The 18,459-nt window shown below is 60.2% G+C and carries 6 protein-coding genes; 5 read left to right on the plus strand and 1 reads right to left on the minus strand.

Features of this window, described 5'->3' with window-relative positions:
• Window positions 1-19: 19 nt before the first annotated feature.
• The 3 genes from BGIM_RS0129475 (at window position 20) to BGIM_RS0129490 (ending at window position 5,029) form a co-directional block, all read left to right on the plus strand.
• Window positions 20-577 (plus strand): peptidylprolyl isomerase, encoded by a 558-nt coding sequence (locus BGIM_RS0129475; protein WP_020473283.1) that lies wholly within the window; start codon window positions 20-22, stop codon window positions 575-577.
• Between the two features lie 131 nt (window positions 578-708).
• A complete protein-coding gene (locus tag BGIM_RS0129485; RefSeq protein WP_020473284.1) occupies window positions 709-2,238 on the plus strand; it encodes a sulfatase-like hydrolase/transferase in 1,530 nt (509 codons plus the stop codon).
• Between the two features lie 205 nt (window positions 2,239-2,443).
• The gene (locus BGIM_RS0129490; protein ID WP_020473285.1) at window positions 2,444-5,029 is read left to right on the plus strand and encodes a WD40 repeat domain-containing protein; all 2,586 of its coding nucleotides are present in this window, start codon (window positions 2,444-2,446) and stop codon (window positions 5,027-5,029) included.
• A 137-nt stretch (window positions 5,030-5,166) separates the two neighbouring features.
• Here the strand turns inward: BGIM_RS0129490 and BGIM_RS0129495 are convergent, their stop codons facing one another.
• Window positions 5,167-5,694: a general stress protein gene (locus tag BGIM_RS0129495; protein ID WP_020473286.1), complete on the minus strand. Its 528-nt coding sequence runs from the start codon at window positions 5,692-5,694 to the stop codon at window positions 5,167-5,169.
• 797 nt (window positions 5,695-6,491) lie between these two features.
• Here BGIM_RS0129495 and BGIM_RS0129515 point away from each other — a divergent pair.
• On the plus strand, window positions 6,492-7,145 hold the full coding sequence (locus BGIM_RS0129515; protein WP_020473290.1) for a hypothetical protein: 654 nt from the start codon (window positions 6,492-6,494) through the stop codon (window positions 7,143-7,145).
• Between the two features lie 558 nt (window positions 7,146-7,703).
• A complete protein-coding gene (locus BGIM_RS0129520) occupies window positions 7,704-18,431 on the plus strand; it encodes a peptidylprolyl isomerase (RefSeq protein WP_020473291.1) in 10,728 nt (3,575 codons plus the stop codon).
• Window positions 18,432-18,459 lie beyond the last annotated feature (28 nt).

Consider the following 18,459-nt stretch of genomic DNA (forward strand, 5'->3'; position numbering starts at 1 on the left):
CTTAACAGGAGACCAAGAAATGTACGCCAAGTTTGTCCTGGGCCTCTTGGCCCTCGCAGGAGTGAATGCAACCATGAGCGCCGCCAATCCCGTGGTCGTGATGGAAACCTCCAAAGGTAACATCAAGATCGAACTGAACGCCGAAAAGGCCCCGATTTCCGTCAAAAACTTCCTCGCCTATGTGGAAGACAAACATTACGACGGTCTGACGTTCCACCGTGTGATCGAAGATTTCATGATCCAAGGCGGTGGCTACGACGCCGACCAAAAGCAACGCAAGACCAAAGATCCGATCAAGAACGAATCCGGCAACGGCCTCTCGAACGTTCGCGGCAGCATTGCAATGGCCCGGACGAACGTTTTGGACAGCGCCACTTCCCAATTCTTCATTAACGTGAAGGACAATCTCCAACTTGACACCGGCAAGTATGCCGTGTTCGGCCGTGTGATTGAAGGAATGGACGTGGTGGACAAGATCCGCTTTGCCGAAACCGGCCGCAAGGGAATGTTCCCCACGGACGTGCCGCAAGAAGACATTCTCATCAAGAGCGTGAAAGTGGTCGAGTCCAAGAAGTAAGATTTGGCTGCAAATGGAATGTACAAAAGCGGTCGGATGTTCCGGGATTCGAGTCCGGAGCATCCGACCGCTTTTTTTGTTCCAACGACTGAATGGGTCGAGTATTTTTGAACCGCATAAGGAGAGATCGCATGCGTTGGCGAACAAATCTCTGGTTGGTTGAAGTGTGCTTTCTGGCTTTGATGGCGAGTACGTCGGCAATGGCCGAACCTGATCGAACGCGGCCAAACATCATCGTGATCCTGGCTGATGACATCGGATACGGGGACCTGTCCTGCCATGGCGCGACGAAGGTGAAGACCCCGAATCTTGACAAACTGGCCGGCCAGGGAATGCGGTATGTGGATGCCCATTGTGCGGCCGCCGTATGTACCCCGACTCGCTACTCGCTGCTCACCGGGCAATATGCCTGGCGTCATCCCCCGGCGCGGGGAATTTTGAGCGGGGTCGCCCCGTTGGCCATTCCAACGGACCGAATGACGGTGCCAAAACTGCTCAAGCAGGCCGATTACGCCACCGGAGTCGTCGGCAAATGGCACCTTGGGCTGGGGGATGTGAAACCGGACTTCAACACGGAAATCAAACCGGGGCCGAGAGAAGTCGGGTTCGATTATTCCTTCATCATTCCCGCGACAGGTGACCGGACCCCGTGCGTTTACATGGAAAACGGGAGAGTGGTCAATCTCGATCCGAAGGACCCGATTCAAGTCTCCTATGGGGCGAAAGTGGGCGACGAACCGACCGGCCGCGAGAATCCGAAACTGTTGTTCAACCAAAAACCAAGCAACGGACACGACGCCACGATTGTGAACGGCATCAGTCGCATCGGTTTCATGAGCGGCGGCAAGGCGGCGCGGTGGAAGGATGAAGACATGGCCGATGACCTCACCAAGCAGGCCGTCAATTTTGTCGAAAAACACAAAGAGAAACCCTTCTTCCTATATTTCGCCACTCACGATGTTCACGTTCCTCGGTTTCCACATCCCCGTTTTCGCGGCAAAAGCGAACACGGCTTGCGCGGCGATGCCATCGTGGAACTTGACTGGAGTGTCGGGGAGGTCATGGCTGTTCTCGACAAGCACAAGTTGACCGAAAACACGTTGGTCATTTTCACCAGTGACAACGGCGGTGTCATGAACGATGGCTACTTCGACGGTTCCGGGACGGACAAGAGCGGGCACCAGTGCAATGGTGTTCTCCGAGGTTTCAAAGGATCAGCTTACGAAGGGGGCACCCGGATACCGTTCATCGTCCGCTGGCCCGGTCAGACACCGGCGGGAAAGACATCGAACACGTTGGTTAGCTCGGTCGATTTGCTGGCCACCTTTGCGGCCATCACCCGAAAGAAACTTCCCGACGAAGCCGGACCGGACAGCTTTGACATCCTTCCCGCGTTGCTTGCCGAGCGGCCTGAGAAGCCTTGCCGGGAAACACTCACCATGCAGGGCAATCCGCTCGCAGTTCGGCAGGGGAAGTGGAAACTGATTCCCCCGGTCACTCCGATGAAGGGAAAAACTCTCCCGGCGGAACTCTACGACTTGGAGGCCGATTTGCCCGAGGCGAACAATCTGGCCGACAAGCAACCGGAGAAGGTGACCGAGTTGACGAATCTGCTGGAAGAGTTGCGAAAGTCCGGCCGAAGCCGTCCCGCCGCCAAATAATATCTGTCGACAATTCTGCTGAAAACAGTTCTGGACGGGCGGGGGATTGGCCGGTTACGATCATACCCAACTTTCCCCCGTCTCTCGAATTCCTCCAAGCGATCGTCGGGCTATCTCTCGCAAGTCGTCTTTTGGCCGTCAAGAAAATGATCGTTCGCTGATTTGGCTTGGAGTCAGAGACGCCTGATAGAGCAGGGCAAGACGAATGAGAACATTTCTCAGGCACTTCTGGGTTCTGCTGGTCGGTTCGACCATGCTTTCCGCTCAAGAAAAACCGCCAATGAAAAGCGACGGGGCGGCGGATGCCCCGCTTCCGGCGGGGGCGGTGATGCGGTTGGGGGAGACCCGGTTCCGGCCGGGGGCGAGAATCACCCACCTGGCTTTTTCCCCTGACGGGAAGTGGCTTGCCTCGTGGGGAAATTGGATGTACCACGAGGAGCGGCTTTCGATCTGGGATCTCGCCACCGGGCGGGAAGCTCAAACTCAATCGATGCCCGAACACAAATTCGCCGACATGAGTTGGGGACCGAATGGGGCCTATGCCGTCCTTAAATCGGGAAATGGTTTCCGCGTCTGGTCGTTTACGAACGCGGCGGGCAAGATCTTGCCGCCTCCGGAGGCTTTTGACAGAAAGCAGTCGGATGGCCAGCCGCAGGCGGTGGTGATTGGCGCGCCTCAATCGCCTCGCAAAGAAGAACGGCAGGCTCTCTCGCCGGACGGCCGACGACTGGCCGTGTTTCGTTCTGAGGGAAATCCGGTGACCAGATCAGTTTCCATGTTCGAGACGAAAGAATGTGCGTCCGCCGCCGACCTAAAAATGCTGGCGACGAAAGCGATGCCGGAGGGAAATTGTCATGGCCTGAATTTTGCCAACTCCGGCAAGTCGGTCGTGGTTTTGTTGGAAAACATGGGGAAGCAGTCGGTCGTGGTGTGGGACGCTGAAAAGGGCGTCGTTTCCGATCCGGTTCCCGTGCCTGTTGGAGTCCGGCAGGGGATTCGGCAAGTGGTTGATGTGGCAGAAGACGGTTCGGCACTGGCGGTCGGGTTGGAGGATGGAACCGTCAAGATTTTCGACCTGCCCGGCGGCAAGGAACGATTGTCCATTCAGAAACACGATGGTCCGAAGCACGGGGGCAAGTGGTCGGAGGTTTCGGCAGTCAAGTTTGTCAACGGTGGCCGGAATGTGCTCTCTGCCGGGCGGGACAACAGGCAATTGATCTGGGATGCCAAAACTGGGGCCGAAGTGGCGGCTCTCAATGGGCACGGTTCATGGGTTGAAGCGGTGGCTATTTCGCCGGACGGCAAGCGAGCGGCCACGGCCGGGCAGGATTCGCTTATCCGAATTTGGGATGCGGCCACTTGGAAGCCGATTCTTCCCCCGACAGGTCCGACGGAGACAGTCTGGCGATTGGACATTTCTCGCGACGGCAAATACGTGGCTGCTGGGGCCGGAGACGGAGCCCATGTGTGGGAACTCGCCTCCGGGCGCGAGGTGCGTTCCATCCCGTCGAATTACAAGAGCGGGTATGTTTTGCTAGCGCCCGAGGGGGCCGCGCTGGTTGGGGACAAAGAGGGAAAACAGAGTCTGTATCCGATTCCGGATGGTCCGCCGAAACCTCTGGAGATCAAAGGTCGGTTGCTCGAATTTTCACCGGACGGGAAAACACTGCTGACGCATTCGGGAAACGAATTGGCGATTTGGGACTGGCCGGCCCAAACCAAGCGACTGGCGGTGCGGACAAAAAGCGAGGCAATCTCGGCCACGTTCTCGGCGGACAACCGGACGGCGGTGGTCAAACCGGAAAGAACGTCGGCGATCATACTCGATGTGACGACTGGCGAGATGACCGAGTTGTCGATGCACCTGCACTGGTTCTCCCGCGCCGCCGGGTTTGCCGCCGGCGGGCGGGTGTTGTGCGGAACAGGCGGTGTCAGTTCAAAGCAACCGGAGGGATGGAGTGTCCGCACCCGTACTCGGGTTTTGACGTTTGAGTCCCCGCCGCGAAACCCCAACTGTTACTCTTCGCAATTCTACACGTTGAGTTTTGCCGTAAGCCCGGATGGACGGCGGGCGGCCAGCGCTCAAAGCGATGGCGGCCTGGCGATCTATGAGACAGCCACCGGCAAATTACTCGCTGATTTTCACGGCCATCGTGACAGTCTTATCGCCGTCGCTTGGACACCGGACGGCAATCGTGTGTTGACGGGTGGTGGCGATCATCAAGTTCTGGTTTGGGATGTGTCGCTTGCCAAACTGGCCGGTGATGTTCGGCCTTTGTCAGAGGCTGACCGAGCCAAGGCTTGGGACCAACTGGGGTCGCAACCGGCCAAAGAGGCCGTCAAGACAATGGGTGCTTTGGCAGCCGACTCTGAAAATACGGTTGCCTTGTTTGCCAAACACTTGAAGCCCTTTCCTCGGAGCGACGCCGCCACTCTTGACCGGCTTTTTAACGAACTTGATGACAAACGATTTGTCGTCCGAGAAAAGGCGTCCGCGGAACTGGCCAAACTCGGCCCGGGCGCGATTGTCGGAGTCCGCGAGCGAGCGGCGAAGACATCGTCGGCCGAGGCCAAACGACGGGCCGAAGTATTCCTGACCCAATTTGAAACCGAGGAGATGACGACGGATCGTATCCGTTTCTTGCGGGCCTTGGAAGTTCTCGCGGCCGCGAACACGTCGGCGGCCAGACGGTTGATCGAGGACTTGGCGGGTGGCGCTCCGAGCGTTTGGGAGACCGACGCTGCCCGTGGCGCAATGCTCCCGCCTGTCGCGATGCCCAAGCGGAAATAGAGGTCGCAACGTTCTGGACTCATATGCCTCCGTCAAGATCCGAACGGCCTCACGAGTGGAGGATACCGGTCAATCAAAAAGCCCTGTTGAAAGGCTGTTGAGCCTTCCAACAGGGCTTTGATTTTCTTCGCGAACACTCATACGGCAGGGGTCGCCAGTCGGTCGGAAGCCGAGCCGATGTCGCGATTGTAGCCGTGGTTGCGACGGATGATGGCGAAGGCATCCCCGAAGCGGCCATCGGTGCGAACCGTCACCACGGTCCGGCCGGAGCGGAATTCCTCGTCGTAAAACCGGGCGTCTTCCTCGGGAATCCCCAGCCCGACCATCGTGCCGACTAATCCGGCAATGGCCGCTCCCCCGGCAGCGTTCGCGAGCAGGGCCGCCAAGGCTCCGCCAGCGATCACCGGGCCAATGGCGGGGATCAGGCCCGCGAGGATTCCCAATCCAACGAGACCGCCCGCCCCGGCCCCGACGGCCGCGCCGATCAACGCCCCCTCTTCCGCTTTGGTGCCTCGGTTATCCGCCCAGCCGTCCGCATTATGCCCGGCAACGCCGATTTGGCTGTTCGTGAAACCGGCGTCCCGAAGATCGGCGACGGCTTGATCCGCGTCGTGACGGTTCTCGAACACGCCGACGACGGTTGAACGATTTGTGTTATCAGTCATGATGAAAACTCCTTGATGAGAGTGTCAAGTGGCGACCAGTTCTCGGTGGTAAAAGCCCCAAAAGAAGGGTTGAAACAAGGTTTTGCAACCAAGATGCCGTTCGCCGCCAATGCCCTTGATTGACGGCAATCGGGCTTGAGACTGGCAGGTTTGGGAATGCCTTCCCTGATTAAAATTTCGCGGGCGTTGTTTTTCAATTGGGACGAGAACGACCGGTGACACGAATGAGCGAACGGATTCTCAAACGATCAAGAACCGACGGCCGATGAGTTCGGATTGTGAGTTGTACCAGACATGGCCAAGAAGACTTTTGAAAATCCGCGCCAAAAATAAGAGGTGTTTTTTCGGATCACTTTGCCGCGAAGAAGATGATCTCATCGGGCATGTTTTTAACCGAGAAAAGGCAAAAAACCGGTCCAGAAGGTGTTCAAAACGGCTTCCAGAACCCACTTTTTGACCAGTTTTTTGCCGTTTTCAGCCCAAAACCGGTCATTACCGGTCATTTTCCGGCCTAAAACTGAACACCACCCATGCGAATTCCTCGGTGATTACACCCAGGCGCCCATATGATTTTGGCATAATCCACATTACTTCCGAACAATCCGCGATTTGTTGGCCCGTTTTTGAGGGGCGAATCCAAGCGAAGCCCAGGACAAATTTCGGCTCTATCCGCCATGAACAGAACAACGTCACCCGTCGGGTAACAACTACCGCCGGACAGCTGTTTCTCATCCCCGGCTCACGGTCGCCGGTTATCATTTTTGAAAACCCGTCCACATACAGATTCGGACTCGCCGATGGACCCGCTTCCTTGGTATCGAATGGCGGCCACGCCGTTGGTGATTGCCGCGTTGATTGCCTATGCGATTTGGAAACCGACCACTCGGGCGAGGGCGACTATCCTTGGGGCCGGGATGCTGGCCGGGTATGGCATCTTGCAGGACCAGATAAGCTCCAGATTGTGTCCGGAGTATTTCACCGTCCTGCACAACCCGATTCCCGGCCTGACGGACCCGACATTGATCGGAATCGTGTGGGGATTTCTCGCGGCCGCCGGTGGCGGCGTGGCGATGGGCTATGCGGCCGGGCTTGCCGCCACCCTTGGCAAAAATCCCCCCTTGGCCACGCGCGATCTCGTCCGTCCCATGCTTTTGCTAATGGCCGCCGTGGCGGTCGTGACAGCCATCACGGGGGTGAGCGCTCACCGTCACGCGGAGATGTTCAACGTGCGCCTTGATCCGCGCTTGGATGCCTTGATCCCGGTTGAACGCCACCGGGCGGCTTTCACCGTCGCGTGTTATCACTTCGCTGCCTACGCCAGTGCCATCCTCGGCAGCGTCGTGATGTGCGTGTGGATTGGAGTACGACGAAGTGTTTCAGGCTCTGTTTGTTCATCGACTCTGCGCCAGAGTGATGAGTCAAAGATAGTTATGCACGGGCATGAAAAATAACGAGAATGAAAGGGGAAGGATTTATGAGTGGAAACTAATGAATTGAGTTTTATCATTCGAGAAAATCTTGCAAGATTTTTTGTTCAATTTCCCATCTCCGGAGTGGATTTGAAACTCTCATGAAAGAACGATGAGAGACACTTGGAATTGGGTATTGCTGGCAATGGTAATTCCCAGTTTGGTTATGAAAAGCACATTTCGGCAATCGAATTTTGCGGATTTTACGCCTTAGCCGAATTCATTTTCCACTCCGACGCCAATTCAAGGGCTGTGTTCACCCAAATATGAGAGTCTTCCCATCTTCTCATCAGACGTGTGAATTGTCATACTGATGCCTAAAGGTTGGCGAAGCCGCTTGCTCATCCACACATCCCGAAAAATCAGTTCTCGTGCAACACGAATATCCCCTCTCATTGGAATCAGAACCGTCTGTCGGCGTGCCACATCTGCTGACTGGCGTTGACCATCGGGATAAGATGCGCAAAGATGGCTGGATAGCCAGCCGAACCCTCGGTCAGTCCTTTTGTGCCCGTCTTCGAACATCACCTCAGGTGAATCATGACATGGTCCGCTTGGTTGCTCAGCCGCTCTCCCCGCCAAACGTCGGCCTCTTCCCTGCGTCGCTCATTGAAAATCGAATCACTGGAACACAGGGAAGTTCCCGCCTCCATCTCGGGGAATGTTTTCAAGGACTTTGACAACAGCGGAACCCTGAACGGACCGGACTCCGTCCTCTCGGGCGTGGCGGTCACGGTCACCGGGGGCACGCTGACCACCCCCGCGTCGGCCACGACCGATGCGTCCGGGAATTTCAGCGTCACCGGATTGGCGGCAGGCACCTATGCGTTGACGGTGGTGACTCCCACTGGCACGGCGGCTGGCAAAGCCACGGCCGGCACGGCGGCGGGCACGGCCGGAACCGCGAATTCCGTCACCAGTATCACCCTGACCGCCTCACAAGACGCCACCGGGTATTTGTTCGGCGAAGTGCCAAACAACCTGTCAACGGGCGGCATCGTTTACGATGATGTGAACGGCAACGGCACCCAAGACACCGGGGAAGCCGGCATCGCCGGAGTGACGGTCACGCTCAACGGCACTTCATCGCTCACGGGATCGGCCATCACGGCGATGACGGCCACCACGGACACGAACGGCATCTACTCGTTCACCAATCTGACCCCCGGCACTTATTCCATCGCCGAAACACCGAAGACCGGCTTTGCTCGAGGAACGCTCCAAAACGGCACCCCGGCCGCGGCCTCGACGGCCAACGGCACATTCACCGGGATTGACCTCACCTCGACCGCCGCGACTTCCACAAACTTCAATTTCGCGGACATCAAACCCGAGATCCTCACGCTGACGCAAACCGTCAACACGGCGAGAGTGAAGCCCGGCGGCCAGGTGGCCATCACCTATGTGGTGAAAAACACCGGCGAACGGTCGGTCGATTCCGTGGCCGCCGCCGTCAATCTGGACTCTCTGACATTCGTGTCAGCCAGCGGGACCGGATACGATTCGGCCTCCAAGACATGGACCATCGGAACCCTTGATGTCGGGCAGTCGGCCACGCTGACGATCACGGCAACCGCCCCCGCAAAGGGCGTGTTCCTGCCATCGTCCCGAGTGGCTTCCACCGACACGGCCAACACGGATCTGAGCGGCGCCGCGGCCACTGTCACCGGCGACACCGCCTTTAGCACGATCAACGCCACCACCGGCGGGATCTCCTTGCAGAGTTTTCTCACCTCGTCGTATCGCACAAGCGCCATCGTTGGTTCCACCCGCACGCCCGTGTATCCCGATGTTCCGGGCTCCACCACAACCACGCCGACGACTCCGACGGTGACGTTCTTCAACGCGGCGGGGACGACGCAGATCACGACAGGCACGACGGCTGAAACAACAACCGTCATCAAGGGTGTCACCTCGCCCAACACGACCGTGACGCTTGTCGAAACCGGCGTGACAACAACCTCGGATTCCACCGGGGCCTATAGCTTCACCGGCGTGGCCGTGGCCACCGGCTCGAACACGTACACGATCAAGGCGGGCACGGGAACGAACACCAGCCAGGCCACCGGAACGTTGACGGGAACCTCCTCGACCACGACGCCGACAACGCCGACGGTGACGTTCTTCAATGCGGCGGGGACGACGCAGATCACGACGGGGAGCACGAGCGAGACGACGACGGTCATCAAGGGGATCACGTCTCCGTCTACGTTGGTGACACTCGTCGAAACAGGGGCGACGACGACCTCGGATTCCACCGGGGCCTACACCTTCTCGGCGGTTCCCGTCGCGAACGGCTCGAACACCTACACGATCAAGGCGGGCACGGGCTCGAACACCAGCCAGGCCGCGGGAACCATCACCGGAACAGCGCTGGCCACAACGCCGCTCGCCCCGACAGTTGTCTTCTTCAACGCGGCCGGAACCACCCAACTGACCGGCGGAAGCACAACCGAATCAACGACAGTCATCAAGGGCGTCACTTCGCCCAACACGGTCGTGACAATTGTGGAAACGGGAGCCAAGACGACATCGAATTCCACCGGGGCGTACACGTTCAATGCCGTGCCTGTCGCAAGCGGCTCCAACACATACACGGTCAAGGCAAGCTCGGGCGCGTTGACGAACCAGACAGTGGCCACGCTCATCGGAACCACCACCACCGCCCCGACCGCCCCGACCATCACCTTCTTCAACGCGGCCGGAACCACCCAACTGACCGGAGCCACGACGAGCGAAGCCACCGTCACCATCAAGGGAACAACCTCGCCGAACACCGCCGTGACGATTGTGGAAACCGGGGCGACGGCGACCTCGGATTCCACGGGGGCGTACACGTTCTCGGCCGTGCCGGTGGTGGTGGGAACCAACACGTACACGGTGAAGGCTGGAACGGGGACGGCCACCAGCCAGACGGTCGGCACGTTGACGGGGACGGCCACGTCCTCAACGCCGACAGCGCCGACGGTCACGTTCTTCAACGCGGCGGGTGACACACAAATCACCACGGGCAGCACCAGCGAGGGAACCACCACCATCAAGGGGGTGACCTCGCCCAATGTCTCAGTCAAGCTGGTCCAGACCGGTGACACGACGACGTCGGATTCGACGGGGGCCTATTCGTTCTCGAATGTCCCGGTGATCGTGGGTTCAAACACATACACCGTTCAGGCGACGGGAACGGACGGCACGACCAGCCAGACCATCGGCACGCTGACGGGGACGGCCACGTCGGCGACCCCGACGACGCCGACGATCACGTTCTTCAACGCGGCGGGCGACACGCAAATCACCACGGGCAGCACCAGCGAAAGCACGACGACCATCAAGGGTGTCACCAGCCCCAATACGACGGTCACGTTGGTTGGAACCTCGAACACCACGACGTCGGATTCGACGGGGGCGTATACGTTCTCGGCCGTGCCGGTGGTGGCGGGGACCAATAAGTTCACGGTGCAGGCGACGGGAACGGACGGCACGACCAGCCAGGCGGTAGCCACACTCACGGGGACACAGGCCGCCGTCAATGCGCCGTTGTCGCCGACGGTGACGTTCTTCAACGCGGCCGGAACCACCCAGCTGACCGCAGGAAGCACCACGGAAAGCACGACGACCATCAAGGGGGTCACCTCGCCGAACACTTCGGTGATGCTTGAAGAAACGGGGGCGACGACAACCTCGGATTCGACGGGGGCGTATAGCTTCACGGCCGTGCCGGTGGTGAGTGGCACGAACACGTACACGGTGGTTGCGGGCACCGACCCGAACACCAACCAGACGACGGCGACTTTGGTCGGAACGACGGCCGCCCCGACGACGCCGACGGTGACGTTCTTCAACGCGGCGGGGACGACGCAGATCACGACGGGCACGACGGCGGAAAGCACGACGACCATCAAGGGGGTCACCTCCCCGAACACCGCTGTCACGATTCTGGAGACCGGGGCGACGACAACCTCGGATTCCACCGGGGCGTACACGTTCTCGGCCGTGCCGGTGGTGAATGGCACGAACACATACACGATCAAGGCGGGCACGGGAGCGTCCACCAGCCAAGCTGTCGGAACCCTCACCGGAACTGCCGCGACGACGGCTCCGACGACACCGACGGTGACCTTCTTCAACGCCGCGGGCACAACCCAGATCACCAGTGGTACGACGGCAGAAAGCACGACGGTCATCAAGGGGATCACGTCTCCGAACACCGCCGTGACGATTGTGGAAACGGGGGCGACGACGACCTCGGATTCCACGGGGGCCTACACCTTCAATGCCGTGCCGGTGGTGAACGGGTCGAACACCTATACGGTCAAGGCGGGCACGGGGACGCTGACAAGCCAGACCAGCGCAACGCTGACGGGAACCGGTTCGACCACGACGCCGACAACGCCGACCGTGACGTTCTTCAACGCGGCGGGGACAACCCAAATCACGACAGGAAGCACCAGCGAGACGACAACGGTCATCAAGGGCGTCACGTCACCGTCCACGTTGGTGACATTGGTCGAAACCGGGGCCACGACGACCTCGGATTCCACCGGGGCTTATACGTTCTCGGGTGTTGCGGTGGCGACGGGATCGAACACCTACACCATCAAGGCGGGCACCGGAACGGCCACCAGTCAGGCTGTTGGAACCCTCACGGGAACCGCCCCGGGCACCGCACCGCTCTCCCCGACCATTGTTTTCTTCAACGCCGCCGGTACCAGTCAGCTGACCGGCGGAAGCACCAGCGAAACGACGACAGTCATCAAGGGGGCCACCTCGCCCAACACGGCCGTGACGCTTGTGGAAACAGGGGCCACAACGACTTCGGATACCAACGGGATTTACACATTCAATGCCGTTCCGGTCACAAGCGGCTCTAACACCTATACGGTCAAGGCGGGCACGGGAACGTTGACGAGCCAGTCCTCGGCCACGCTCACCGGAACCGCTGCGGTCACGGCCCCGACCACGCCGACCATCTTCTTCTTCAACGCGGCCGGAACCACCCAACTGACCGGAGCCACGACGAACGAAGCCACCGTCACCATCAAGGGGGCGACCTCTCCGAACACTGACGTGACGATTGTGGAAACGGGGGCCACGACGACCTCGGATAACACCGGGGCGTATTTGTTCGCCAGTGTTCCCGTGGTTGTCGGAACCAACACTTATACGGTCAAGGCGGGAACGGGCGGGGCCACCAGTCAGGCCGTCGGAACATTGACGGGCACGGCCACGGCGAACACGCCGACGGCGCCCACGGTGGTGTTCTTCAACGCCGCCGGAACTACCCAACTCACCGGCACGACGACCAACGAAGGAACCACCACCATCAAGGGGGTGACCTCGCCCAACGTCAGTGTCAAACTGGTTCAAACCGGGGGAACGACGACTTCGGATTCCACCGGGGCGTATTCATTCTCCGATGTTCCGGTGATCGTCGGGTCCAACACATACACGGTGCGGGCGACGGGATCGGACGAAACCACCAGCCAGACCATTGCCACGCTGACCGGCACGGCCACGTCCGCGACGCCGACGACACCGACCATCACCTTCTTTAACGCGGCTGGCGACACCCAATTGACCGGCGCGACGACGAGTGAAAGCACAACGGTCATCAAGGGCGTCACCAGTCCCAACACACCGGTGACGCTGGTCGAAACCTCGGACAGCACCACTTCGGATTCCACGGGGGCTTATTCGTTCTCTGATGTGCCGGTGACGGTCGGAACCAACACGTTCACGGTGCAGGCGATGGGGACGGACGGAACCACCAGCCAGGCGAAGGCCACACTCATGGGGACCACGGCCACCGTGAATACGCCGTTGTCTCCGACCGTTGTCTTCTTCAACGCGGCCGGAACCACCCAACTGACCACGGGAAGCACCACCGAAAGCACGACGACCATCAAGGGCGCCACCACTCCCAACACACCGGTGATGTTGGAGGAAACAGGAGACACGACGACTTCGGATTCGACGGGTGTGTATAGCTTCACCGCCGTGCCGGTGGCGGCTGGTTCCAACACATACACCGTTGTCGCGGGCACCGACCCGGCCACGAGTCAGACGACGGCGACGTTGACGGGAACCTCCTCGGCCACAACGCCGACGACGCCGACAGTGACGTTCTTCAACGCGGCGGGGACGACGCAGATCACGACGGGCACGACAGCGGAAACGACGACGGTCATCAAGGGCGTCACATCGCCGAACACCGCCGTAACGATTGTGCAGACAGGGGCGACGACGACCTCGGATTCCACCGGGGCGTACACGTTCACTGCCGTGCCGGTGGTGAACGGATCGAACACGTATACGATCAAGGCGGGCACGGGGACGGCGACGAGCCAAGCCACGGGAACCCTCACGGGAACCGCCACGACCACAGCTCCCACGACTCCGACAGTAACGTTCTTCAACGCCGCAGGCACAACCCAGATCACGACAGGAAGCACCAGCGAGACGACAACGGTCATCAAGGGTGTCACGTCTCCGAACACCGCCGTCACGATTGTGGAAACGGGGGCGACGACGACCTCGGGTTCTACCGGGGCCTACACATTCACGGCCGTGCCGGTGGTGAACGGATCGAACACCTACACGATCAAGGCAGGCACCGGAACGGCCACCAGTCAGGCCGTCGGGACATTGACCGGAACCGCCCCGGCCACCGCTCCGACCACCCCCACGGTGACCTTCTTCTACCAAGGCGGGGCTATTCAGATCACCACGGGGGCGACCAGTCAGACCAATACGGTGATCAAGGGCGTCACGTCGCCGAACACTCCGGTGACGATTGTCGAAACGGGCGCCACGACGACTTCGGATTCCACCGGAGCATATGTCTTCACGGGCGTGCCGATTGTCATTGGCACGAACACATTCACGATTAAGGCGGGCGCGGGGACGCTGACGAGTCAGGCCACCGGAACGCTGACCGGGACCGTTTCGACCACGACGCCGACGACGCCGACGGTGACGTTCTTCAACGCGGCGGGCACAACCCAGATCACAACGGGCACGACGGCCGAAACGACAACCGTCATTAAGGGGACCACGTCGCCGACGACCCTCGTGACCTTGGTTGAAACCGGAGCGACGACAACCTCGGATTCCACCGGGGCCTATAGCTTCACGGCCGTGCCGGTGGCGAACGGATCGAACACGTACACGATCAAGGCGGGGACTGGGACGGCGACAAGCCAGGCTGTTGGAACCCTCACGGGAACCGCCACAACGCCGACAACGCCGACCGTGACGTTCTTCAATGCGGCGGGCACCACTCAGATCACGACGGGTACGACGGCAGAAACAACGACGGTTATCAAGGGGGTCACGTCGCCGAACACCGCCGTCACGATAGTGCAGACAGGGGCGACGACGACCTCGGATTCCACCGGGGCGTATACGTTCAATGCCGTGCCGGTGGTGAACGGGTCGAACACCTACACGGTCAAGGCGGGCACGGGCACGTTGACAAGCCAGACCAGCGCAACGCTGACGGGCACCGGTTCGACGACGGCTCCGACGACGCCGACGGTGACGTTCTTCAACGCGGCGGGCACGACGCAGATCACGACGGGCACGACGGTGGAAACGACAACGGTCATCAAGGGCGTCACGTCGCCGTCCACGTTGGTGACGTTGGTGGAAACCGGAGCGACGACGACTTCGGATTCCACCGGGGCGTACACCTTCTCGGGCGTGGCCGTGGTGAACGGATCGAACACTTACACCATCAAGGCAGGCACCGGAACGGCCACCAGTCAGGCTGTTGGAACTCTCACAGGAACCGCTTCCAATCCGACGGCGCCAATCACCCCGACGGTGACGTTCTTCAACGCGACCGGAACCACCCAACTGACCACGGGAAGCACAACCGAAGCGACGACGGTGATCAAGGGCGTCACCTCGGCCAACACTCCCGTCACGCTGGTGGAAACCGGAGACACCACTACTTCGGATTCCAGCGGAGCGTACAGTTTCAACGACGTGCTGGTTGTGGCCGGGTCGAACACTTACACGATCAAGGCGGGAACGGGCACGGCGACGAGCCAGACCTCGGCCACCCTCAACGGAGCGAGTTCCACGACTGCCCCGACCACGCCGACCATCGTCTTCTTCAATGCCGCCGGGGACACGCAACTCACCGGCACGACGACCAGCGAGGGAACCGTCACGATCAACGGGGTCACCTCTCCGGACACCAATCTGGTCATCGTCGAAACAGGGGCGAACACCGTTTCCGACGACACGGGAGCCTATTCGTTCTCCGGCGTCCCGGTGATCGTCGGCTCCAACACTTATACGATCAAGGCAGGGGTGGGAACGGCCACCAGTCAGGCCGTTAAAACTCTCACCGGGACAGCCACGTCCTCCACGCCGACGGCTCCCACGGTGGTGTTTTTCAACGCGGCCGGCGACACGCAACTCACCGGCGCCACGACGAACGAGGGAACTGTCACGATCAACGGGGTCACCACCGCCAATGCCGCCGTGACGCTGACGCAAACCGGAGACACGACCACGGCGGATGACACCGGGGCCTATTCGTTCTCCAGCGTCCCGGTGATCGTCGGCTCCAACACTTACACAATTCAAGCAACGGGCGACGACGGCACCACCCGCCAGACCACCGCGACCCTCACCGGGACAGCCACCTCCAACACGCCGACAACTCCCACGGCGGTGTTCTTTAACGCGGCCGGCGACACCCAATTGACGGGATCGTCAACGAGCGAAAGCACGACGGTGATCAAGGGGGTGACCACGCCCAACACGATGTTGACGCTCATCGAAACCTCGGACAGCACGACCTCGGACGATTCGGGGGCTTATTCGTTCACGAATGTTCCCGTGGCGGTTGGATCGAACAAATACACAATTCAGGCGACCGGGACCGACGGAACGACCAGTCAAGTCGTCGCGACGCTCACCGGCACGGAGTCCTCCGGTAATATCCCCGTCTCGCCGACCGCATTGTTCTTTAATGCCGCCGGAACCACGGAACTCACCAGCGGAACCACCACGGAGGCGACGACTGAAATCAAGGGAACAACGTCTGCAAACACCCCGGTGACGCTTGTTGAAACGGGGGATACGACGACCTCGGATTCCGCAGGCGCTTATTCCTTTGCCGCCGTCCCGGTTAACGTTGGTTCCAATGTGTTCACGATTGTCGCCGGCGCCGACCCGGCCACCAGTCAGACGACGGTGAGCATCGTCCGGCAAGCCGCCGCCCCGACAACGCCGACAGTGACGTTCTTCAACGCCGCGGGCACAACGCAGATCACGACGGGAAGCACCAGCGAAACGACGACGGTCATCAAGGGGATCACGTCGCCGAACACCGCCGTCACGATTGTGGAAACGGGGGCGACGACGACTTCGGATTCCACCGGAGCCTACACGTTCACCGCCGTGCCAGTGGTGAATGGGTCGAACACGTACACGATCAAAGCAGGCACGGGGTCGGCGACGAGCCAGGCGACGGGAACGCTGACGGGAACCGGTTCGACGACAGCTCCGACGACTCCGACGGTGACGTTCTTCAACGCGGCGGGCACGACGCAGATCACGACGGGCACGACGGCGGAAACGACAACGGTCATCAAGGGTGTCACGTCGCCGTCCACGTTGGTGACGTTGGTGGAAACCGGAGCCACGACGACTTCAGATTCCGCCGGGGCTTACACCTTCTCGGGGGTGGCCGTTGCGACGGGATCGAACACTTACACGATCAAGGCGGGCACGGGCACGGCGACCAGTCAAGCCGTCGGGACATTGACCGGAACCGCTGCGACCACAACGCCGACGACTCCGACAGTGACTTTCTTCAACGCGACGGGGACGACGCAAATCACAACGGGCACGACGGCGGAAACGACGACGGTCATCAAGGGGACCACGTCGCCGAACACCGCTCTCACGATTGTGGAAACGGGAGCAACAACAGTCTCGGATTCCACCGGGGCCTATACGTTCAACGCCGTGCCGGTGGCCACCGGGTCGAACACTTACACGATCAAGGCGGGCACGGGGACGAACACCAGTCAAGCCGTCGGGACATTGACCGGAACCGCCGCGACCACAACGCCGACGACTCCGACGGTGACGTTCTTCGACGCGGCGGGGACAACCCAAATCACGACAGGAAGCACCAGCGAGACGACGACAGTCATCAAGGGCGTCACGTCGCCGTCCACGCTGGTGACACTCGTCGAAACCGGGGCGACGACGACCTCGGATTCCTCGGGGGCTTATACCTTCTCCGGCGTGGCCGTTGCGACGGGATCGAACACTTACACGATCAAGGCGGGAACGGGCACGGCGACGAGTCAGGCGACGGGAACACTGACGGGAACCAGCACAAGCACGACAAACGTGGCGCCGACCATTGCCAATCAGCAGGCTCCTGTCGCCCTGTCCTCGACAACATCCAGCGACACCATCGATCTCGCGGGCGAATTCACCGACGCGAACCTCGGCAGCACCAAAGTGAAATTGACCACCAGTGCGGGTGATGTGAACATCGATCTGGATGACAAAGATGCTCCGCAGACCGTGGCCAACTTCCTGAATTACATCAACGATGGCAAATACAACAACTCCATTTTCCATCGTTCCGTGGCGGGTTTCGTTCTGCAAGGGGGCGGTTTCACTTACGACAACACCGGCGGCGTATCGACGATCGCTCAAATTCCCACCGATCCGGCGGTGCAAAATGAACCTGATGCCACGAATCGTTCCAATGTGACGGGGACGATTGCGATGGCGAAACTCGGTGGCGATCCGAACAGCGCCACCGATCAGTTCTTCTTCAACCTGGCGGACAATTCATCGAATCTCGACACTCAAAACGGTGGTTTCACCGTGTTTGGCAAGGTGTCCGGTGCCGCCGACCAAACCGTGTTGAACACACTGGCCGCGATTGCCACCCAAGATGAATCCGCGGCGACCGCCTTGCCCCCCTCCGAGCAGGGAGTTTTCGACAGCATCCCGTTGAAGAACTACACCGGCACGAACTTCCCGACGGACACCACGCTGGCGAACTATGCGGCGATCACCAGCGCCACCATTGTGAGCCAGCCGGAAGTCCTGACGTATTCGATTGTGAACAACACCAACACGGCGGTGGTGACGACAAGCATCGTGCATAATCGGTTGACGGTGGCGGCCGTCGCGGGTCAGACCGGCTCGGCAACCATCACGGTCCGGGCCACCGACAAGGGCGGTCTGACCACTGACATGACGTTCACGGTGACAGTTTCGTAAGCGTTGGCCGATTGGTTTTGGGTCAACG

Source organism: Zavarzinella formosa DSM 19928 (genome assembly GCF_000255705.1).
GTDB lineage: Bacteria > Planctomycetota > Planctomycetia > Gemmatales > Gemmataceae > Zavarzinella > Zavarzinella formosa.

Bases quoted from the DNA above. Each gene is read 5' to 3' on its own strand.
- BGIM_RS0129515 (WP_020473290.1), top strand. From the start codon at position 6,492: ATGGACCCGCTTCCTTGGTATCGAATGGCGGCCACGCCGTTGGTGATT.
- BGIM_RS0129490 (WP_020473285.1), top strand. From the start codon at position 2,444: ATGAGAACATTTCTCAGGCACTTCTGGGTTCTGCTGGTCGGTTCGACC.
- BGIM_RS0129485 (WP_020473284.1), top strand. From the start codon at position 709: ATGCGTTGGCGAACAAATCTCTGGTTGGTTGAAGTGTGCTTTCTGGCT.
- BGIM_RS0129495 (WP_020473286.1), bottom strand. From the start codon at position 5,694: ATGACTGATAACACAAATCGTTCAACCGTCGTCGGCGTGTTCGAGAAC.
- BGIM_RS0129475 (WP_020473283.1), top strand. From the start codon at position 20: ATGTACGCCAAGTTTGTCCTGGGCCTCTTGGCCCTCGCAGGAGTGAAT.
- BGIM_RS0129520 (WP_020473291.1), top strand. From the start codon at position 7,704: ATGACATGGTCCGCTTGGTTGCTCAGCCGCTCTCCCCGCCAAACGTCG.